Source organism: Alkalihalobacterium chitinilyticum (genome assembly GCF_029028005.1).
In the GTDB taxonomy this organism is placed as follows: domain Bacteria; phylum Bacillota; class Bacilli; order Bacillales; family Bacillaceae_F; genus Alkalihalobacterium; species Alkalihalobacterium chitinilyticum.
The window spans coordinates 17959-39225 of record NZ_JAOTPO010000008.1; the positions used below are offsets into that span (position 1 = coordinate 17959).

General features: G+C 35.3%; 17 protein-coding genes and 2 pseudogenes. 10 read left to right on the top strand and 9 right to left on the bottom strand.

All coding sequences use genetic code 11. From position 1 onward, the window contains the following. Window positions 1-50: 50 nt before the first annotated feature. The 3 genes from N7Z68_RS12420 to N7Z68_RS12430 are packed head-to-tail and all read left to right on the top strand — an operon-like array spanning window position 51 to window position 5192. Window positions 51-932, top strand: a complete 882-nt coding sequence (locus tag N7Z68_RS12420) for a DUF4007 family protein (RefSeq protein ID WP_275118797.1) — start codon at window positions 51-53, stop codon at window positions 930-932. Then, a complete protein-coding gene (locus tag N7Z68_RS12425; protein ID WP_275118798.1) occupies window positions 926-4381 on the top strand; it encodes a hypothetical protein in 3456 nt (1151 codons plus the stop codon). The genes N7Z68_RS12420 and N7Z68_RS12425 overlap by 7 nt, the downstream gene beginning before the upstream one ends. Before the next feature lie 10 nt (window positions 4382-4391). Beyond that, window positions 4392-5192 (top strand): hypothetical protein, encoded by an 801-nt coding sequence (locus N7Z68_RS12430; RefSeq protein ID WP_275118799.1) that lies wholly within the window; start codon window positions 4392-4394, stop codon window positions 5190-5192. Window positions 5193-5463: 271 nt separating this feature from the next. Here the strand turns inward: N7Z68_RS12430 and N7Z68_RS12435 are convergent. The 7 genes and pseudogenes from N7Z68_RS12435 to N7Z68_RS12465 form a co-directional block, all read right to left on the bottom strand. Then, a pseudogene (locus tag N7Z68_RS12435) lies at window positions 5464-5808 on the bottom strand (DUF4145 domain-containing protein); the annotation flags it as partial. A gap of 15 nt (window positions 5809-5823) precedes the next feature. Continuing rightward, window positions 5824-6195 (bottom strand): hypothetical protein, encoded by a 372-nt coding sequence (locus N7Z68_RS12440; protein ID WP_275118800.1) that lies wholly within the window; start codon window positions 6193-6195, stop codon window positions 5824-5826. 146 nt (window positions 6196-6341) lie between these two features. Beyond that, window positions 6342-7064, bottom strand: coding sequence for a hypothetical protein (locus N7Z68_RS12445; protein WP_275118801.1), 723 nt, complete (start codon window positions 7062-7064; stop codon window positions 6342-6344). Between the two features lie 181 nt (window positions 7065-7245). Then, window positions 7246-7449 (bottom strand): annotated as a pseudogene (locus N7Z68_RS12450) (DUF771 domain-containing protein); the annotation flags it as partial. Between the two features lie 301 nt (window positions 7450-7750). Then, the gene (locus N7Z68_RS12455; RefSeq protein ID WP_275118803.1) at window positions 7751-8605 is read right to left on the bottom strand and encodes a hypothetical protein; all 855 of its coding nucleotides are present in this window, start codon (window positions 8603-8605) and stop codon (window positions 7751-7753) included. A gap of 313 nt (window positions 8606-8918) precedes the next feature. After that, window positions 8919-9401: a competence protein ComK gene (locus N7Z68_RS12460; RefSeq protein ID WP_275118804.1), complete on the bottom strand. Its 483-nt coding sequence runs from the start codon at window positions 9399-9401 to the stop codon at window positions 8919-8921. 159 nt (window positions 9402-9560) lie between these two features. Then, on the bottom strand, window positions 9561-9812 hold the full coding sequence (locus N7Z68_RS12465) for a helix-turn-helix domain-containing protein (protein WP_275118805.1): 252 nt from the start codon (window positions 9810-9812) through the stop codon (window positions 9561-9563). A 407-nt stretch (window positions 9813-10219) separates the two neighbouring features. Between N7Z68_RS12465 and N7Z68_RS12470 the strand changes: the two genes are divergently transcribed. The 6 genes from N7Z68_RS12470 to N7Z68_RS12495 all read left to right on the top strand — a co-directional run bounded on the left by N7Z68_RS12470 (window position 10220) and on the right by N7Z68_RS12495 (window position 18523). Next, window positions 10220-14596 (top strand): PDDEXK-like endonuclease domain-containing protein, encoded by a 4377-nt coding sequence (locus N7Z68_RS12470; protein ID WP_275118806.1) that lies wholly within the window; start codon window positions 10220-10222, stop codon window positions 14594-14596. A 388-nt stretch (window positions 14597-14984) separates the two neighbouring features. Beyond that, window positions 14985-15215 (top strand): hypothetical protein, encoded by a 231-nt coding sequence (locus N7Z68_RS12475; RefSeq protein WP_275118807.1) that lies wholly within the window; start codon window positions 14985-14987, stop codon window positions 15213-15215. Continuing rightward, window positions 15199-15468 (top strand): type II toxin-antitoxin system RelE family toxin, encoded by a 270-nt coding sequence (locus N7Z68_RS12480; RefSeq protein ID WP_275118808.1) that lies wholly within the window; start codon window positions 15199-15201, stop codon window positions 15466-15468. The genes N7Z68_RS12475 and N7Z68_RS12480 overlap by 17 nt, the downstream gene beginning before the upstream one ends. A 481-nt stretch (window positions 15469-15949) precedes the next feature. Then, window positions 15950-16546: a hypothetical protein gene (locus N7Z68_RS12485; protein ID WP_275118809.1), complete on the top strand. Its 597-nt coding sequence runs from the start codon at window positions 15950-15952 to the stop codon at window positions 16544-16546. Between the two features lie 65 nt (window positions 16547-16611). After that, a complete protein-coding gene (locus N7Z68_RS12490) occupies window positions 16612-17391 on the top strand; it encodes a hypothetical protein (protein WP_275118810.1) in 780 nt (259 codons plus the stop codon). A gap of 166 nt (window positions 17392-17557) precedes the next feature. Further along, window positions 17558-18523 (top strand): DUF4145 domain-containing protein, encoded by a 966-nt coding sequence (locus tag N7Z68_RS12495; protein WP_275118811.1) that lies wholly within the window; start codon window positions 17558-17560, stop codon window positions 18521-18523. Between the two features lie 294 nt (window positions 18524-18817). Here the strand turns inward: N7Z68_RS12495 and N7Z68_RS12500 are convergent, their stop codons facing one another. Both N7Z68_RS12500 and N7Z68_RS12505 read right to left on the bottom strand, forming a co-directional pair. Beyond that, window positions 18818-19171, bottom strand: coding sequence for a type II toxin-antitoxin system PemK/MazF family toxin (locus N7Z68_RS12500; RefSeq protein ID WP_275118812.1), 354 nt, complete (start codon window positions 19169-19171; stop codon window positions 18818-18820). Continuing rightward, complete coding sequence (locus N7Z68_RS12505; RefSeq protein WP_096199966.1) at window positions 19146-19343, bottom strand: DUF2281 domain-containing protein; 198 nt, start codon at window positions 19341-19343, stop codon at window positions 19146-19148. The genes N7Z68_RS12500 and N7Z68_RS12505 overlap by 26 nt, the downstream gene beginning before the upstream one ends. A 778-nt stretch (window positions 19344-20121) precedes the next feature. On the opposite strand from N7Z68_RS12505, the gene N7Z68_RS12510 reads away from it, so the two are divergent. Continuing rightward, window positions 20122-21063 (top strand): NAD(P)H-dependent flavin oxidoreductase, encoded by a 942-nt coding sequence (locus N7Z68_RS12510; RefSeq protein WP_275118988.1) that lies wholly within the window; start codon window positions 20122-20124, stop codon window positions 21061-21063. The last annotated feature ends 204 nt before the right edge of the window (window positions 21064-21267 follow it).

A 21267-nucleotide genomic window follows, 5' to 3' on the forward strand; every position in this document is an offset into this window, starting at 1 on the left:
CTTTCTCCAGTAGTGAATAGTGATATAGATGTATCGGAAGGATGAAACAAATGGGTTATGGTCAACATCAAAGTTTCTATTTAAGAGATAGGTGGCTCAATAAAGCCGTTAAACATATAAGTAGTGATGAACGATTTTTTTACGACAAAGAAGCGTTTGAGAAGATTGGCCTAGGGAAAAATATGGTACAATCATTACGATTTTGGGTTGTTGCTACAGGTGTTGTAGAGGAAACATACAATGATGAACGAAAAAAGACTTATCATCTTACTAAATTTGGCGAAATTATTAACAAATATGATAAATTCATTCAATTTAATGATACTGCGTCAATCATTCATTATCACTTAGCTAAAGAAAAAGAACCGAGTACTATATTTTACTGGTTTTTTAATATATTAAGGGAAACCATTATTTCTAAGGATGAATTATTAGAACAATTTATAAGTTGGGTTAAAACAAATGAAGAGAAGCCTGTTTCTGAACGTTCACTTAAACGAGATATTGATTGTTTAGTTAAATTATACACTGCTGGTCAAAATACAGATGATCCTGAAGAAGTAATATTAAGTCCAATTAATAAAGTTAATTTACTCCGTGATAGAAAAGGAGTAATTTATAAGCAGTACGGAGATCACGAGAAAATAGGATTAGCTGCACTTATGTTTACTTTATTAGACTATAGAGAAAGAAAAGATGTAGAAGTTATTTCAGTTGAAGAAATAGCTACAAATGCTGGGCTTTGGGGTAACGTTTTTAACATGAATAGAAGTGCAATTGTAAATGCTTTAGAACATTTAACAAATCACCCTAAGTATTCACTAAAGTTTACACGTACTAACAACTTAGATACAGTCCGCTTGCCAAATATTTTAGCAATGGATTATTTGGAATTTGAATATAAAAGGAAGGTAGAGGCTTTAGTATGGTAAGGAATGAAAAAAACAGCTTTAAGACAAGTGTAAATATAAAATTTGACCTAGGAAAAAAAGAGTTCTTTAAAAGATATTTACCAACTCCATCGCATGCTGAATCTCTATCTGGTCTACTTAGAGGATTTAATCATGAAGAAAATAGACAAGCTCATATTATCATCGGTCCTTATGGAACCGGAAAATCACTCATAGGGACAATCGTTAGTAGTATTATCTCAAAGAGTATTGACGGTGAGTCGCTTGAGTTATTAAAACAAAAGTTTAATAATGTTGACGATGAAATATACACTGAACTAACAGAGATTAAAAACAGTAAACGTTATTTACCCGTAGTCTTGAATGGTAATGAAGGACGATTTAGGCATGCTATAATCTCGGCTATAATGAAAACTCTAAAAGAAAATAATATTCAAATCCAAGTGCCTGGACTAGTAAATAAAATTCTATCTACTATACAGTTATGGGAAGATGAATTTCCAAAAACGTATAAATTATTCTTGCAAAAATTAAAGGAAGATAAAAAGGATATACAAATCTTTCGAATTGAAATTATGGGGAAAAATGAGAAGGAAATTGAATGGTTTACGAAAACATTCCCAGCATTGACTTCAGGTGCAGAATTTATTGTTGATTTTAATGATGACTTTGTTGAACAAGTTAAATATGTTTTACATGAGCTTGAGAAGGAAAATTTAGGTCTGTTCATTGTTTATGATGAATTTGGTCGTCTATTACAGGGAATGGAAGTAAATGAAGTCCATGAAACGATGCAAGACCTACAAGATATTGCCGAACTAGCAGATCATTATTCTAATGCACTTCATATCCTCCTTATAACCCATAGAAGTTTAAGGCAGTATTTTTTGAGATTTACAGAAGAATATCAGAATGAATTTCAGCGAATTGAAAAAAGATATCAAATTTATCATATCGACAGCGATCGTTCAACATTTATTCGTCTTACAGAATCGGCCTTAAAACAACTTAAGAAAAAACATGGTATAAAAAACGATACTAATATAGAGGACATAAAAGTCTCACTAAGGAAATTCCCATTATTTGCGGAGCTAAATCAAGTCGAAAATGAGAAATTGGTAATAAAGGGTGCCTATCCTATTCATCCTGTGACATTATATTTATTACCGTATCTTTCTAATTTATTTGCTCAGAATGAAAGGACTTTGTTTACTTTCTTAGAAAGTCAAGATACAGGTGGACTTATTAATCATATTCAGAAAACTAACGATTATTATTTACCTCATCAATTATTTAATTTTTTCTTTCCTAGTTTGTCTGAATTAGAATTAACTAGTGACATGGAATTACCATTAAAAACTTATAGAAGTTTGTTAAGTAAAATTCCAGAACTTAATACAACAACTGATGACAACGAAACTTTACAGATAAAAATTGTGAAATTAATAACTTTATGGAGTGTAAGTAGACTTCAATCAAGATTTAAGTTAACAGTTGAATTTCTAGCCTTCGCTCTAATGTCAAATGAAACAGCTGTAAATCAAGCACTTCAACAGTTATCAGATAAGAAAGCTGTAAGGTTTAATAGGGTATTAGGATATTGGGAACTTTTTGAAGGAAGCTCATTAAACGTCGATGAAATGATAGATGAAAACAATCACGTTCAGAATGTGTCTCGTAATAAAAAGTTGTCGGTATTAGATCAGGCTATGACTAAACAATTCTACCTTGCAAATGAATATAACGATATAAAAAGCATGACACGATTTGCCACCATAAATTTGGTGTATAGCTCTGACATATTGAATGATGAGTTCAATAGCTTTGAATTTCGTAAAGAAAAGAATGTCGATGCAGTTGTAAACTTCATTGTTCTGGAAGCAACTAAGGACTATGATTATCTAGTTAAGAAATTAGAGAAAACAGATGATCCTTTGTCATTCTTTTGCTTACCAAAGGTTCCTTTTGATTTAATTGATAAAAAAGTTCGTGAATATGTAATTTTAGAAAATCTATTAAGTGACCAAGAGATATTGAAGTTGGATAAGAATTTAAAAGATGAACTCTTGTTAAGGAAAGAAGACATTTTCTTTGCTATCAAGGAGTTCGTAGCAATGTATGAAGACTTTAGTGCTGAGTTGCTTTGGTTAGTCAGTGGGGAAAAAATTGATGTTAAAAATGAAATTATCTTAGAAAAGAAATTATCAGAATTAATGTTTCAAGTATTCCCGCTTACACCAGAGATTAGGAATGACTCTTTTAATAGACGGAAAGTAAATAACGTGCAGTTAAAAGCTGGATATTCAGTTGTAAATCAAATTTTACAAAGCTATAGTGAACCTAATATTGGTATAGAGGGGCAAGGACCTGATTACCTCATTTATGCTACAGTATTTAAAAATAACAAATTAGATTTAAATAAATTAGATCAAATAAAAACTAAAGAGTTTAATGAGTTAAGGGACAAACTCGTTAAAAAAATCGAAAAAAGTTCTTCGGGTCCATTATCAGATGTTATTAACATCATGAAAGAAACACCATTTGGGATTAGGGAACCATTAGTTCCAATTCTTCTTGTTAGTTTGTTAAGAGATTATTGGGATAATATAATGTTCTACAGAAATAATATGTTTATTTCCACAATTGATGGAGAGGTTTTATATAGAATTGTAGAAGAAGCTGACAATTATCAGTATGAGTATTTTAAATTAGAAAAAAAATACGATGATTTTATAACTAATTCGTTGCAGTTAATTCCTAAAATTCAAGAGGATATAAATAAACCAAAGGCATTACTAATTACTAGCAGATTACTAACTTGGCTAAGGAGTCAACCAAAGTACACTCAAATTTCTTATCAAATGTCCAAGGAAGCCATTAACCTTAAGGAAATAGTTAAGCAAGGTGAAATAAACCCTAAATTAGCAGTTGAGCAGCTCTTTAATTTATATGGGCAAAATACTGATTTATTTTTAAGCCATATTGAAGAATTGAATAGTTTTATTAATCTTCGTAAAATAGAATTAGAAAACTATGTATTTGAGGTAACTAATTCTTCATCATACTCTCATTTAAGAGACTGGGCACTTGGTCAGGATGTATTTAACCAAAAGAATAATAAATTAGTTCATACAATAATTCAATCTTCTCACGATACATGGGTTGATGAATTGAGTTATAATTTAGTTGGAGTAGAAATTGGAAACTGGTCGGATACAACGAATGAAATGTTTATAAAGATATTGATTAATGAATATCAATCTTTAGGTAGTGATCTTAGTAGCAATGAAGATTACATCGAAGTATCTGTTAATGGACAAGCAAAAACAATAAACAAAGTTGAGATGTCTACGAAGACACAAACCATTTACAACAATGTCCAAAGGATGATAAAGAATGGTGGAAGAACTGTTCCAAAAGAAGAGATAGAATATATGGTCCTCAAACTCATTGAAGAATTTGTGGATTAGGGAGGTAATCATGGAACGTAAACCAGTTCATGTTGCAATGTTTAGTGGTGGAGCAGCTAGTGCTTATGTTGCCTACCAAATGGTTCAAACATATGGTAAGGAAAATTGTATCCTATTTTTTACAAACACATTATGGGAAGATGAAGACAATTATCGTTTTATGGACGAAGTTGCAGAATATATTGGTCTTGAAATAACTGAACGAGTAGATGGAAGAACTCCTGAGGAAGTATTTTATGACTATAGATTTTTGGGGAATTCAAGGTTAGCAAAATGTTCGGAAGAATTAAAGGTTTATCAAACGATTGTTTTCCTAGAGGAATTAAGGGATGTTCACAACCTAGAGCCAATACTTTATTTTGGTATTGGTCCTCATGAAACTCATCGTTCGGACAATCTAAGGGAATTTTATAAACACAATCCAATCGAGCCAATTGAGACAAGGTTCCCAATGATAGAAACATTTAGAGAAGACATTGATGCTAAATCAATTATACAAAAAGAATGGGGAATTAAGCTCCCTAGAATGTATGAAATGGGATTCTCGCATGCGAATTGCGGCGGAAGATGTGTCCGTGGCGGCTACCAACATTATGCTCAACTTTATAAAATCTGGCCAGAACGCTACGCACTCCAAGAAGAAATGGAAGAAAATTTTAGAAAGCACTTTGAGAAAAATGTATCAATCTTAAAAAAAGACGGCGGGCCGTATACTCTTAAACAATATAGAGAACAAATGGATAGAGAAGGAATTGATAATTTCTTAAAAACGCAGGACGAAACTGTGCCTTGTGTGTGTACTTTTTCATAAAAATAAGCTGCCATTAATGGCAGCTTATTTTTATTGAAATTGAGGCATGTGGTGTATAATTCTTTAGATAATAATCGTTAAGTCGTGTGGATTAACATTTACTAGATCAAGATAATAGGCAGATATAACCGCTGTTTAGCGGATTCGGGGCTGTGATATGTACCCCACTAGAGTAAAGTATTACCGTAGTGGGGTACAGGCCCCCTTTCTTCCAGTGTCTCTAAAGTCTCTAACATTGTAAATCACCAATCCTTTTTATAATTTAAATAATTCATAATTTAGTTGTTTTATCACGATTCAAAATACCTTCCAATTTTTTAAATGGTAACTTTGCATAAAAGTTAGTAACTTTTTTCTTTTTTGTAATTAGTTCTTCAGTCATGTAATTTATTAATTCAAAAAGGTACTCAACGGTTTCTTGATCGTCATTTAAGAAAATCTCTCCAGGATGAATACCTTCGTTTCCGTATATGCGAATGGCATCTAAACCTTGTTGAATGTGTTGAGGGATATCTTTTTTTACTAGCTCTCCAATCATTTTGTTTAAGCTAACTTTTTTTATATCGTATTCTTCTAATTGGGGAATCATAGTTTCGATCGCAAGTCTTAGAAGTGCAGCAGCAGCTTTTGGTTAATGTTTGTAAACAAGTGTAGCTTCTTGATATATTCCTTTTACATCATCATACATATCTTCATGTGGTTCCGGCAACTCTGTTTGAAAAGGGTAGATAATTTGTTCATTTTCCCAAATTGTATAATTATTACAATGTTGACAAATTGAGATTGTTAAGTCCCAAGCTTTTCTAAAACTATTTTCTTCCGAAGATGTTTTTATATAAGGACTAGCTCTTCTTCTTCCGGCTATTATAAAAAGATCAACATCTTTTATTTCAATCTTATCCCCAGATTTAACTATGTCAAACCAATGTTGAGGCGATAAAACTCCGCATCTAGGACAGTTAAAGGCATCATTAAAATGCTTTGGTTGAACAAATTTTGGCAAAAAAACACCTCCTTATTTCCACTATTATACAATAGTAGACAAAATGGAGGTAGTCTTATTAAGAAAAAACTATTTTTTTATGCTGTCGTACTCCTTGAGAAACCTTTTCTCTACAGGGCTTGTGACAGTTTCAAATTTAAAGAGATTTATTCTATAGATTCGTTAATTGCAACTGATAAAAAAGATATGTAATTCAAGCACCAATGTCTTAAAACAAATGTAGTAAGGGGAGAGAGTACAACCTGACCTCCACTGTAAAACTGTTTTACTGATCCTAACTGCTTTTCATTCATCTTTTCTTCTAAACTATTCATTTTTCTTAAATGTCGTTGCCTTAATTGACCTTTTGTATGAACAGTTGCATGCCTAATTTGTCTTAAATGTTCGTAAGTGTATAGAAAGTCTTCTAGTTTATACCCTTTTGGATTAGTATGCTCTTTTAATAATGGAATTCTATTCATTATATCAGAAGGTATGCTATTTTCACCCCATCGAACCATTTTTTTTATTTGATCTTCTGTTTTATCAACTTCTTGTTCAATAAGGACTTCTTCATAAATATCTTCCATCAAACCATCAAGTGTTGCAACTGTCGTGATTAAATAGTCCTTAGCTAATTTTACAGATAATTTTCTTTCATACTGTTCAATGAGCTGTTTTTTTGTAAAAATAGTACTTACATCAGTAGTTAATCTAAAATCCCCTGGAATATTAGCTGTTGTATCAAGGGCTAGTTTTGAGCTTTTCGCATGATAGTATGTTGCAGATTTGTCACAGGCATTTAATAATAATGCAGTTTGATTATAATTGTCCATTAAGACTTCAAAGTATTCATGTAGTATATTACTAACCCTCTCTTTTAAACTCATACTACTCATCCTTTCATAAATTATTGCTTCGGCCTTACTATAACAAATCCTTTTCTTCTTCAACCAGAACCCCTTTAAAGTCTCTTTTTTTGATCAATTGTAGGAACACTCTTCCTAGATTTATCCTAACATTTAGAGGTATATCTATTCAATCTGATCCTGTACCCTGCAAAGCTCAAGTCTTACCTTTAGAATCAGGATAATAAACAAATCCTCCGTTTTTAACATCAAGTACTTTCCTAAACTTTTGAGGATAGAGAACATTTTCTTTTAGCCACTCATGTTTCTTATATGTACGTTCCTCAAGATCCTTCATATTCCAATACACTTCAGACAATTCTTTATGTTTCATTTCTTCATATTCGACTTTTGAAATAAGCACCATATCTTCTGGAATTGTAATTACTAAAGCATCAATGGAGGTAGTTCTTTCCACGTTTTACTTCACCGATAAACTAGTTTTGTTGTAATTTTGCATATATTTACTAACTGTTCTCCTTACTTTTAATGGCCATCGGGAGTAAGTTTGCACTCATTTTAATAAACCTAAGCAATCGGAAAGAAATAACCGCATGATCCCAAAGGCATAAATTTCTTTTTAGAAGAGTAAGAGCAGTTCTACACTTTAAGAATTGCTTGAAATATAATGTGCTCATCTCTAATACACAACTCTAAAAACACACACATCACCCCTCTAACCACAATCCCCACTGAGTGTCCTCAGCAACCATCTTCCGTTTCTCCACCGTCAGTAAATTCGCCACCGTCCCATAGAAATAAGGCACAAAACCCGTTTGAATCCGATTTTGCTTATACCGATAAACGGTTTGTTTGAAGGCATGGACAATGGTTGGCAGCATTGAATCGATCGACGTGGTGGATGGGAATTTAGCGGATCGATAGGCGATTTGGGCTCGATCCCATAGACCGCAAATGTCCTTAGCTCGGTTAAAAAATGGTTTGATGGCTTTGACGAATGGTGCAGGTATATGATCTGGAACGAACGAATGGTCCAGATCGCTCATGTTGATTTGATCGATCGTTTTGACCTGTTCCTGACGAAGATCTTTATCTTTTAATGTTTTTGTTTCAACTAAATGAGTTTCCGGCTGCTTTTTGTGCTCATTAGCCGTTGGTATTTGAGGGTTTTTGTCGTTTTTACGCGACGTCAATTGTTCTTGGTTGGGCGTGTCAAAGCGGTTAAAAATATAGACATTGTGTGAATAACCGCCCGTTTCTCGTACGGTATGTAGGATCGAGATGATGCCCAAAGATTTGGCTTTTCTCAGCATTCGTTCAAACGTAGAGCGAGAAATGCCGCCCTTAATATCTTGACACGCTTGTACTAATTTACAAATACGTGCATTACAAACCCCCAGTACTTTTACACTAAAACGAGTGAGAACATCAAAGGCAATTCGTTCACCTTTCGTCAAATGGTGTCCGTGGATGTCCAGTGCCATTTTGTTAGATTCGTTAAATTGCTCTAGTGTTGAAAACTGACTATATGACTTGTACTGTTCAATTCGACCTGATTTCATTTTAAAGTCCCCCTCGTGTTTTCGTTCCGTCAATACGTATATACAGAGAAGGAGGGGAAAACGGTGAGTGTGTTTGTAAATTTTTTGTAAAGTTTGGTTTTGAGCTTTGGGTGATTTTCATTTCCCGAAAGTGTTTTGTTCTAACCATTGTATTTTTCATTGATTGAATAGAATAAATAGTATGGCTGAAAGTAGATGTGTCGTTGTGTCTCGATTTCACGGGGATTGCCTCCTTGTTGATTAGGGGTTAGTAGTTAGTGGTTAGTTAGTAGTTAGTGGTTAGTTAGTTGGTTAGGTGTTTTGGGTGGTTGGTCTAGTTGTGGGTTAAGTAGGGTGTGAAGCGGGTGATGCAGTAGGATGTGCGTTGCAGCTGTCGTTCTATCGTATGGTAGGACACTTGCAGGAGCAGTTCTTTCTCGTCTTTGAAGATGATGTATGTATGAGTTGTGATTTCGGGATGACGTCGGATGGCTTTAATGTGATGATAGAAGAGCCAGTGGCATTCATGAAGTTTCGGTGAGTGTGTCGGGAAGGCGTACACTTGCTCCTGTGGGATGACTGGAATGGGGGCTTTTGAAGTAATACCTGTTTTATGCGTAACCGCAGCTCGCCTGCCATCAAAATCGGCACCGCCTTCTAAACAAGCGGCTTTCATCAGCTGAAGCGGTGTCTTTTTGACATGAAACCGTTGTCCGTTGTTTTCCCAGACGGTGGTTTGATAGTCAGTGTGATAGGCAGGGAGGAGGGCAGAGGTGGCTTTGTTGATTACGTATTGATTGAGGATAATGTCAGTCATTTTAGATGGCTCCTTTTTCGGGGTTTTGTTTAGGGGGAAATAACTAGTAACAATCAGTTTGCGATAATCGGCATGTTGAATTATAGAAAAATCTTCTTTTATAGAAAAATAAATTATACAAAAGAGAGGGAGTAGGAGATCCTCGCTACTCCACATGGTTCATTTTTTTAAATCTTCTTTTATTCTTATATCTACTTCACTGAGAATAGCACTAGGTGAAGTATTGAGTGCACTTGCTAGATTATAGAGTACATCTATAGTTACATTTCTTTTACCGCCTTCAATATCAATAATGTATCGTATTGAAAGGCCGGCCTCTTCAGCTAATTTCTGTTGTGTCATCCTGTTCGTTTCTCTTATTAATTTAATTACTTTTCCAAATGTGTTAAACAGAAGATTGTTTTTACCCAAGTGAATGCTCCTTTTTAAACAAATTATTCAATTTGTCTAAAAGAAGCGGAATGAACGATAGTGCACCTAGAGGGATATAATGTAAAAATTATTAAAATAGTTCAAAAGTATTAGTGCTACTACCTTTATTATTATGCAACGATGTTGTTTGGAATGGAATGAACGATCGTTCATGTTTGATTAAGAAATTGTAAATTTTTTATTACAAGAGATTTGAGGTAGAAAATTTGTAATTCGGGCTCTGTCCCCCACTAGTAAATTATTACCGCAGTGGGGGACAGGTCCAGCCTCCCAATACTCGATAAACAGATTTACTACTATATAACCCATTCAAAAAGCATAAAGTTCCCAACAATAGGATAAAGTTGTAAAATAGAGAGATAGATGTAACTGTGAGGTGCTTGAAAGTGAAACAAAATGGAACGGAACAGAAAGCAAAGAACTTCTTTGAATACCTACTCGCGTTAAATAGTTTAGTAGGAAAAGTAACAAGAGACTATAGAGAGTTTGAAAAAAATTGGCCAACCGCGGAATTTATAAGTCTGCCTGGTTGTTATTTATTTGATCAATGCGAGGATGAGGATACGTTTCTTGAAATTCATCGCCCTGAAATTACGCGAGATGACGAAACGCCACCTCCGCCCGATCCGATATTAAGCGGCTGGATCGACTTTGATTACCGTAATGAACGTAGAAGTGTAACACGGTTAAATGAGAAAACGGTACTCGATGACGATGAGAATGAAATCACGATAGATTTTTCCGAAGATCCAAAAAGGGTCACGGCTTTTGAAAGTTGGGAAAATGAATGGAATAGTTGGGCCGAGCGTTTACGTGAAAAGAAAAAAGTGAATGATCTTTATGTTCAGTACTTTGATCTCATTCAACAATTAGAAAAAGAAGGCGAAACGTTAGAATTTATCTTCGCCAGGGGGCTCTTTTGTTGGCAGCATCCAGATGAAAAGGTGGGAACGATCCGATACCCCTTACTAACAACAAAATTGGAGTTAGAACTGGATGCAGAAAAAGGAATTATTTCTATTAAACAAGTACAAGTGGCTACGAATGTTGAACGTGAAATGTTCTCTGGGGTCCGGATCAATAACATAGAAAAAATAAATGAGTTAAATGAAAGTATTCAAACCACCTCGATTTTGGATAATCTTGATACTTTTTTTACTCAGTACATACACTTGTTTGACCCGAACGGAAAATTCATTGAGGACCACTCTAAAATAGAAATAAATGAACATCCCGCCATTTATGATGAAAGCTTCTTCTCATTAAGAAGAAAAAGTGTTCGAGTTTTACGGGATGATTTAGAAAAAATAATTAATGGAATTGTAGAGGGTGACCTTGATGTGACTCCAGCGCTCCAAGCCATTGTCGGTGAGCAGTCAGAAGCAGAGGATGGGGAACTTTCTGAAGCAAAGAATGATAAGCTAGATTTCTCAGCAAATGATCTGTATTTCCCACTGGAGTCTAATGAGCAGCAAAAGGAAATCGTCAATCGAATTGAGCACAATTACGGGGTATCGGTCCAGGGGCCACCGGGAACGGGGAAAACCCATACGATCGCTAATTTAGTGTCTCATTTCCTTGCTCAAGGTAAAAAGATCTTAATTACGAGCCAGAAAGAGAGTCCATTAAAAGTATTAAAAGCAAAAATTCCAAAAGATATTAGGGACTTATGTGTGCCTGTTTTAGGTGGGGGTCGCGAATCACTTCAAGAAATTGAGCAATCGATACGCTCTTTAAGTGAAAAGTTAGGAGAACTAGATGTTCAGAAGCTAAAGAGTGAAATTACTAGAAATAAAGACCTGCTTGACCAAAGTAAGCGAAATGAAGCTCGTTTGAAAAATGACTTGCGGACCTACGCCGAGAAAGAAGGAACACCTCTAGAATATAAAGGTGAGAAACTTTTCAAATATGATGTAGCAAAGCGCTTGGCTGAATCGCCGATTAGTTATACGTGGTTACACGATGAGATAGAAATGAATTTGACTTTCCCTATTTCATCTCCTGAATTTAGAGAGTTATGGGACTTAAAAGGAAAACTTCAAAAAGAGGACTTAGCTTTAGTTAAAGAAACTCTACCAAAAGTGGAAAAGGATATTCGCAGCGCTACTTCTTTCACAGACTTAATTAGAAAAGGGAAAGAGCTAGAGAAATCGGTTGAACCAACAAAACAAATTCAACAGAAATACAACGTTCCTCTTGAAGAAAAAGTCATTAAAAGCTTACTAACCCATGTTCAAGGAGTCTATCAAAATGCTGGTATTCTCTCCAATAGCGAGTACAAATTAATTTTAGATGATTGCATGGCAGGTGGTAAAAGAGAGGAACGCTGGAGAACATTACTTTCTGAGTTAAAGGCGAAAAATGAAGAGTTGTTTGAGCTCTATCATTTACTTGTTACCCATACAATTAATCTTCCTAATAAAGGCCGACAAGAACTGGCAGAAGATTTTACAATTGCAAAAGAGCGATTACAGTCAGGGAAGAAACCAAATGCACTCTTTTTTCTGTTCAAAGGAAAGCGTACCAAGTATTTATTTGAAACGAGTATTCTAAATGGTGAATCGATCCGGACGGTTGAGGACATCGAACTACTTGAACAGTCTTTAAGTTATCAACAAAAACGAGATGAGGCAGCAAGAGTTTTTAATGGAAATATGACGGACGTTCAAATGGAGACGATTAACCTTGAAGATGAAAGGTTCCCGCACGCCTTAGATCAAAAAATGCAACAGTTAGATGTCCTACTAAAAGTAGTAGATGCTATAGAAGCCTTTAAAGAGGAAATCAAACCATATACAATGTCTCAGCTTGATGTATTCTCAGTTGAAACGTATAAGCAGTTAGTTGGGGAGTTAGAAGTCGTTTTACAATTTGTAGAATATGAGAAATGGCTCAAGCAGTTAGATGAAGAAGGAGCACAGCTTACAAAGGCAGGAAATCAAGAAGATGCTCATCCGATATGGAAGGACTTTATTACGGCGTATAAGACAAAGGATGATGGCTTATGGAAAGAACGATTAGAAAAACTTGGTCATTTAGAAACACTGCAACTAGATGTCAAACGGTTCTATGAGCTATTACATGTCTTAGCAAGTCCATTACCTTTAACAGGACAATCGATTGAAATGTCAGTCGGGCAAACCATTCATTTTCCTGAAGATTACGAAGAAGCTTTTGAATTGAAGAAACTTCATACTTGGTTGGATGAAACGAAAGACATGAATGTCGGCCTAATTAAAAATCAAATCGAAGAAGAACATAAAGAACAGAAGAGACTGATTCAAGACATAGTGAGTCAATCTACTTGGAAAAATCAAATCGAACGCATTACAGAAAGTGAGAAACGTTCACTCTCAGCTTGGAAAACATATATTAAACGATTTGGAAAAGGAACAGGGAAATACGCCCATCAACATCTAAAAGATGCACGGAATGAGATGAAAACTGCCCAATCGGCTATTCCTGTTTGGATCATGCCTGTTAACCAAGTGTTAGAAAACTTCCCTGTCACCAATGACAAATTTGATATCATCATCTTTGATGAAAGCAGTCAATGTGATCTGTTTTCAATTAACGTCTTGATGCGCGGTAAAAAAGTAATCGTTGTGGGAGATGACGAACAAATTAGTCCTACTGATATCGGGACAAAGTTAGATGACGTCCATGAATTGGTGAGAAGGTATCTTAATGGGATTCCAAACGGAAATCTATTTGACGGCAATATTTCACTTTATGAAATTGCTGAACAAACTTTCCCTAAAGAAGGAAAGCTCATGTTAAGAGAACATTTCCGGTGTGTCCCTGAGATCATTCAATTCTCAAATGATTTAAGTTATGGTGGTGAAATGATCCCGCTTCGCCTTCCGTTAGAAGAAGAAAAGATTGATCCACCTGTTACAGCCATTAAAGTGAATGATGGATACAATGATGAAAAAGATAAGGACATTAACGTTCCAGAAATAGACGCTATAGTAGCAGACATGAAAGAGATGGTTAAAGATCCTAAGTATAAAGGGCAAACATTTGGGGTTATTGCCCTTCAAGGCCAAAAACAAGCGAAACTGCTGGAGTCTAGAATCCGAGAAGCACTTGGTGAAAAAGAGTATGTCGATCGTAAAATTATTTGTGGTAATTCATATACTCTTCAAGGAGATGAACGCGACATTATCTTTTTATCGATGATCGTTGCTCCTGGACGACGTTTCATGGCACTGACAAAAACAAGTGATAAACAACGATTTAATGTCGCAGCTAGCCGCGCAAAAAATCAAATGAGATTGTATCACTCGCTAGATTTGGAAGATTTAAATCCAGATGATTTGAGATACAGACTTTTAAGTTACTGTAAAGATCCAAATCGTACGAGTGAACAATTTGAAGACCTTGAAGATAAATGCGATTCGCCATTTGAAAAAGACGTATTGCGAATGATCCTTGCCCGAGGCTACAAAGTAACTCCTCAAGTAGTAGTAGGAAGATATCGAATCGATTTTGTCATCGAAGGAATCCGTGATCGTCTCGCTGTAGAGTGTGACGGTGAGAGGTGGCATGGCCCTGAAAAGTTTGAGGAAGATATGCAACGACAAGAATCGCTTGAACGCTCAGGTTGGAAGTTTTGGCGAGTACGAGGTAGAGAATTCTATTTTAACCGCGAAAAAGCGATGGAAAGTCTGTGGGAGAAGTTAGCTGAAATGGGGATCACCTCTAATCAGGCACCAGTACCGGAAGTAAAACAACGAGCCACAAACCTTCATGGTATCTAGCATCGAAAAGTCAAACTTTGTTTTAGTAAAAAACGATTCCATCAGTATAAGGTGGGGTCGTTTTTGGTTTGGATGTTTTTTTAGGAAAGATAGTACATTGGGTTTGGTAAGGTTCGAGGTCTGACCCGCACTAGAGTAAAGTATTACCGCAGCGGGGGACACGCAGCGGGGAACAGGCCAGGCAGAGAAGAAAGAGACTTTCTTCCAGAAACGTTTTGATAAGCTAGTCGAATTTGGTAAAGATCTTGCTATGCATGTACACGAACAAATTGCAATTGACTTAGATGGCGGTGTGAAAGATAATTATTCTAAATTGATAAGGTGTAAGCAAGGATATAATTTATGCTAAAATAAATAGGAATAGGTTACAAAAAGGAGGGGAACGGTCATGGCCATACGGAAAGAGGATTTATACCGTCTCATTGATAAATTACCATCAAAAGACTTACCTATGGTTCATCATTTACTAAAGCGCTTAGCTGATGAAGATGTGGAAATTCATGTTGATGATTCTGATATCTCAGACAAGGAGTTGGCAGAGTTAGAACAAATCAATCGTAAAGTAGATGATGGAGAAGTTGTAGATTGGGAGGATATCAAGCGTGACTTCCACCTATAACGTTCAATTCTCAAAAGAAGCGTTAAAATATTTCTCGAAATTAGACCGTAAGAAAAAAGAGAAGCTTGCATCTGTTATTGATGCCTTAAAAGAGAATCCGTTTCTTCTGCCAAATGTAAAACCCCTTCAAGGTCTACCCTATGATATGTATCGAGTACGTGTAGGTGATTTACGAATAATTTATCGCTTGGAAAATGAGAAATTACTAATACTCATTTTAAAAATTGGTTCACGTGGAGATATTTATAAATAATTACTAAAAGGCAAAGTTCATTTAACGGACTTTGTCTTTTCTTACGAAGTTTTGTTGTTTAATAATGATACAATAAGGAAGTAACCTTTAAATTTAACAATTTAAAGCTAACTATACGACGAAAGTAGAGTTTGAAATCAAACAGCCTAAACAATCCTTCTTAATATATGCCCAGTACGTACCCGAAGTAGAACAGTCTTACTTGATAATTTATTATATAATGCAGAGTTTAAAGCAGATGAAGTCGCAGTGTTAGCAGAACGATTAGGAGATTCGGTCTCTGACACCCACTAGAGTGAAGTATTACCGCAGCGGGTAAGAAAAGGTATTGATAATCTTACGAAGTATCAGATTGATAGCCTGTTGCTAGCATGTCCTAGCATCTTTACGCTGATGAATTCAAAGTGTGAACAGTTTATTTCTTGTGTATTTTTTTAGTTGAAAATCAAATCTCTCAATAGTTTCGAAAGCTGGTGTTCACTTGAAAAAGCAATACCTTGATTTAATGCAATTCTTCGAAGGGTATGTATGGAATTACCGGAGAATGAACTTATCAGTTGCACATAATCGTTCAATGTTTACGAAAAGAGAAATTGATTATTTTGCTAACTTAGGAGAAATGCTTGGTTTTGATGCTTTTATTGAAGATTCTAAGTATGATAAAGCTTTAGGCAGGTCAAGACCGATGGACCTTTCATGGTGGAAGTGGGACGAGCGAATAGATAAAGAAAATTATATCTATCTGGCGCTGCATTTAGAAAGGGAAAATCAATGGGATAAAGATGAGGAGACGATAGACAAGCTGTTTGCTGAAACAGAGCCAGATTACATTCCGCATAATGTAATTGGAATACAGAATATAAATGCAGAAGAGAGGATCCAAGCTCTAAATTCCTTAGTTGTTTCCAAGAACAAAGTTCAACAATCCAACGTTCTAATGATTTATCGTTTCTATGATAGAAGTTATGATGTTGAGAGGGTTAAGGCGTACCATTTCAGTCCAGATGGTAAAGAGCAAGTAAAGGAAGCAACTTGTAAACAAGATGAAGTCGGTTATTGGTTTATGTACTTTGGATAGAGGCGACGCTTCTTATGCTTTACTATATTTATTTCAAGATCATTCATGGTTAGGGGACGTTTATTATGGCAATTGTACACTTTAAGAAAAGTCTCGAAACACTAAGGGAAATATATTCAGACAATCTATCTGTGCCATTAATTGCAGAAGAATTATTTGCTTGTCCTTTGGACGGTGATGCACTAGAAGTTAAACAGAACATGGAGGAAGCAGACTTTGACTATTATGGAGTTGAAAATAACGGGAAGATTATTGGCTATATTGTCAGGTCTGAACTGAAAGATGGTTTGATTTCAAATTATGTTCATCCTTTCGAGATGGAAGATCTTATTTCAGAATCAACATCACTTATCGAACTGTTGCAAATATTTAAAGATAAAAATCCAGTGTTTGTACTTGAAAAAAATCAAGTAAAGAAACTACTAACATTAGCTGATTTACAAAAACAACCGATTCGTATGTTAGTATTTGGCTTAATTTCTCTATTAGAAATGAATTTATTAGACTTAATTAAAAAAAGTTACCCAGACAATGGTTGGACACAGTGTTTAAGTGAGGGAAGAATCGAAAAAGCATTTGAAGTTTACGAAAAAAGAAAGCAAAAAAATGAGGGGCTAGGCCTAATTGAATGTATCCAGCTATCTGATAAAGGAACAATCATCCGAAAAACACCACAACTGTTAAATCAACTGGAATTTCAATCAAAAAAAGAGGTGGATCGTTTCTTTAGCTCAATTGAGGAGTTAAGAAATAATACAGCTCATTCTCAAGAATATGTATATGATGATTTTAATGATTTCTTAGATTCGATTAATAGAATAGAAAAATTGTTAAGGTTAATTTAATGATCATAATCAGCAGGATTTTAATAAAGCCATTTTGGAATGATAGCGTGTAACTGAATGCCCTACGCAGCGCGGGGGACAGATCCGCTTTCCTAAATATATGGGATTGTCGTCATTAAATGATAAACTAATAGAAAGTATTATATTAAAAGGAAGTGGAACGGGAATGAAGTCTAGTATATTTAATTTTATTGGGGATTTTTCGAGTACTTTAGAAGAGTTAGCATTGCGTGTCGAAGCACTCTTATGGGATCAACCACAAGCAGCTATTACCCAATCACGCTTGTTTGGAGAAATGTTAGTGTCTATGATCTTTGAGCAAGAAAACATGAATGAAGTGTATCCATTGAAACAGGTGGAAAAAATAAATAGATTGTATAAACACGATATAATTCAAGACAATATTTATAAAAAATTGGAGTACATAAGAAAAAACGGAAATATTGCGTCTCATCAAGTTCTAGAGATGTGTCAAGAAGTAGCAAAGCAAGTGCATCAGGCACTGTTCGATATTAGTGTATGGTATGCAGAAGTTTATGGTCATTATACGTTTAGTGCCCCAACATACGAGTTACCTCCTAAGCCTAATCATGACCATCATGATTTGAAACAATGGATGGATGACTATATTCAAGAAACGACAAAGCGGTTTAAGGAAATAGAAGCACATCTAGAACAACTAAGACAAGAAAAAGAACAGCAAGAAGATTTGGTTAATGAACAGGAGAAATCTAAAGTTCCTATTGCCCTTAAACCGGTTAAATCAAATGAACGCAGTGTCCCTTTAGAGCAATTCGAATCAACATTTAGAAAAGTGAATTTTAAGAGAACCAACCTTACAAAAAAAGCTGCTGAATTTGAACATGAAGAGTATAAAGATTTTTTCGTCTATCTTCTAGATAATGCATCCCCATCTATTGCTATTCATCCTTCAATAGTGGAACAAGAGAAAATATTGATGGAAGTGCCAACTAAGCCAAGAAAAAGTACAGCGTTAAGACGCTTCCCTAAGATGGAAGAAGACGGCAAACTCAAGTCTAATTATGGATATATGTATACGTTCCAAACCAAAACAGAACTAGAAGAGTTGCTGCGACGAATAGTAGAGGTCCTAGACTCTAGAAATCTTTAAGCGTGTAAGATCTAGTGGAATAATATGGGTGTAACGGGTTCGTAAACTATCGTAAAACTCGAATTTGCCCAGTAAAATAAGCTCTTAAAAGCACGGCAAAATGCGGTCCTTTTTGCATACAAGCAATGGTCCAGTTTCAAGAACTGGACCATTGCTTGAATTTACTTTCAATTGATTGTTAAACTATGGTGTTCGTTAGTTTAAGTGAAGACAGTCACAATACATATATTTTGCTCCATTTTTTTTACCCAAAAAGGACTGCTTACCGCAGTCCAACTAACAAAGAGTAATCCATTATTTTATTAAGTGTTCTATTTTAGTTCGAACACTATTCAATACTTCTGTGTTCACTTTGCCAAATCTTTTTCTGATAATTCCTTTTGAAAGTGTATAAACTTTGTCTGATCTAACTGCTGATGTAACTTTAAGAGTACCTTGTTCTAAGTCTTTTTGTTCAATCACGACTGAATAATCAAGGTCTTTTAATTGTGATGTAATAGCAACAACAAGAATATCATCAGTCATCTGATTATAATCATCGTTTGAAATAATGAGAACAGGACGTTGTTTTCTATTTGATAAGTCACTGAATGGTACTGGAATTAAAACAATGTCACCTTGTTTATGCATCATTCCAAACCTCATCATCTATATCATTATCCCAAAAATCAATGCTACTTTCGCTCGCTTTTGTTAAATCTTCTGATAAACTTCTTTCTTTTTTTGCCTTTAAATATTCAGCAAAGTCTAAAATTTTATCTACTTCTTGTTCTGGAATTTCATCAATAATCTTGAGTAATCGTTCTTTAGCCGTATTCATGTTGTTCATCACCTCTTCCATGAATATTTTATCTAATTATATCATTTTGGATTACTTCAAACCATTGGGGTTTTAGTAAAGCTCTTCGTTACTTCAAGAAGGTACAATTTTAATGTAATATCTTAATTCGATGTATTCTTTCTGTATCTATCCAGTTCTTGCCTTACCTCTCTCAATTCATCCTCTAGTTTATGTACCTTTCTAACGACATAATAAAGAGGTATAAGTAAAATTAACCAAAGCATATTTAAACCCTCACTTCCGATTATTCCTAAATTATGGACTTCAATTGTTTAATTAATTATTTCAATTAAAAGTAAATTTTTCAATTGTTTTGTTAAAGCAACCTGCTCCGCTAGTTTAAGTGTACTATTTTACTAACTCAGTATTAACCTCAATATATTTTAGCATAAAATACCAATAGTCTTGTGAGTTTTATTAAGGGTTTAAGTTTGATATTCAAATTGAGAACTAGAAAGATATATTTTAGTTAAACTGTACATAGTTTTGTACCTTCATTTGCATATGTAAAGCAAGGGGACGGCACTTGTGCCTGCTTCCTACTAACCTTTCAACCGTCATAATAGTAAAAATTACAACTGTCATAAAAGACCAATGACATCTATGTCTTTTTGAAAATGGGTGGTCGGTATATGATATGAAGCATAGTGTCAGTGTTTAGTATATTATGGGAAATCTGAAGTTCTGTTACATAGTTTTATTACATTTTAGAAATGGGGTAATTCTGTTGAGAGCATTCACATTACAAATTGGCGAAATGAAACCAAAGGTACCGATCTTGCAGGGAGGAATGGGTGTAGGCATTTCGTTGAGTAAGCTGGCAGCAGCTGTTGCAAATGCGGGTGGTATCGGGACGATCTCTGGGACCGGGATTTCTGTGGAAGAATTAAGATACCACATCCGAAAAGCAAGGGAATTAACCAATCACACGGGCTATATTGGGGTCAATGTGTTATTTGCGATGAATGATTTTGCTGAGAAGATGAAGGCTGCGATGGAGGAGAAAGTGGATTTTATTGTTTCAGGTGCGGGTATCTCTCGTGATATGTATGCCTGGGGAAGAGAGTATGGGGTCCCTGTCATCTCGATCGTTTCATCAGCAAAATTGGCGAGATTGTCTGAACGATTAGGTGCGGCAGCCGTTGTTGTGGAAGGAAATGAAGCAGGGGGACACCTTGGAACAGACCGCCCATTATTCGAGATCCTTCCTGAAGTGACAGCGGCCGTAAAGATCCCTGTCATCGCAGCAGGAGGAATTTTAACAGGGAAGGATCTTGCGAAGGCAAAAAGTCTAGGGGCATCAGGTGTTCAACTAGGTACCCGGTTTGTCGCCAGTGAAGAATGCGATGCACCAATCGCTTTTAAACAAAAATATGTCGATGCCAAAGAAGGTGATACGCATTTGGTGAAAACGACGGTTGGGTTACAAGGAAGAGCGATCAAAAACCGATTTTCAAGTCGAATCAGTCAGGGAAATCGACTAAAAATAGATAAATGTCACGATTGTTTGAAGAATTGCTCCTATCAATTTTGTACGCTAGATTCCTTATATCGATCGATGAACGGTGATGTTGAGGACGGATTAGTCTTTTCTGGAGCAAGGGTTCATGAGATAAAAAGCATACTGCCAGTGAAAGAGATTATCGGGCAGCTTATGAAAGAGTATCATGAGAGTATAACTCCAGCGCCTGTAGGGTGATTTACGGTTACAGTGTGACGCTTCAAATTTTGTAGAGTGTATTTGTTGCTTTAAAGGCGTAATTGATAGTGAACATCGTAGAATAGACAACCAAAAGGTAGGTTCCATCCTAAATATTGAGTAATCATTCCCTTATTACAGGATCTAACCTAAATTCCAATTAAGCTGATAAAGCGGTATATGCCGTTTTCTATTACTTACAAT

Excerpts from the sequence above, each read along its gene's own strand:
- N7Z68_RS12420 (WP_275118797.1), top strand. The coding sequence starts at position 51 with ATGGGTTATGGTCAACATCAAAGTTTCTATTTAAGAGATAGGTGGCTC.
- N7Z68_RS12425 (WP_275118798.1), top strand. The coding sequence starts at position 926 with ATGGTAAGGAATGAAAAAAACAGCTTTAAGACAAGTGTAAATATAAAA.
- N7Z68_RS12430 (WP_275118799.1), top strand. The coding sequence starts at position 4,392 with ATGGAACGTAAACCAGTTCATGTTGCAATGTTTAGTGGTGGAGCAGCT.
- N7Z68_RS12445 (WP_275118801.1), bottom strand. The coding sequence starts at position 7,064 with ATGAGTTTAAAAGAGAGGGTTAGTAATATACTACATGAATACTTTGAA.
- N7Z68_RS12455 (WP_275118803.1), bottom strand. The coding sequence starts at position 8,605 with ATGAAATCAGGTCGAATTGAACAGTACAAGTCATATAGTCAGTTTTCA.
- N7Z68_RS12460 (WP_275118804.1), bottom strand. The coding sequence starts at position 9,401 with ATGACTGACATTATCCTCAATCAATACGTAATCAACAAAGCCACCTCT.
- N7Z68_RS12475 (WP_275118807.1), top strand. The coding sequence starts at position 14,985 with ATGGCCATACGGAAAGAGGATTTATACCGTCTCATTGATAAATTACCA.
- N7Z68_RS12490 (WP_275118810.1), top strand. The coding sequence starts at position 16,612 with ATGGCAATTGTACACTTTAAGAAAAGTCTCGAAACACTAAGGGAAATA.
- N7Z68_RS12495 (WP_275118811.1), top strand. The coding sequence starts at position 17,558 with ATGAAGTCTAGTATATTTAATTTTATTGGGGATTTTTCGAGTACTTTA.
- N7Z68_RS12500 (WP_275118812.1), bottom strand. The coding sequence starts at position 19,171 with ATGATGAGGTTTGGAATGATGCATAAACAAGGTGACATTGTTTTAATT.
- N7Z68_RS12505 (WP_096199966.1), bottom strand. The coding sequence starts at position 19,343 with ATGAATACGGCTAAAGAACGATTACTCAAGATTATTGATGAAATTCCA.
- N7Z68_RS12510 (WP_275118988.1), top strand. The coding sequence starts at position 20,122 with ATGAAACCAAAGGTACCGATCTTGCAGGGAGGAATGGGTGTAGGCATT.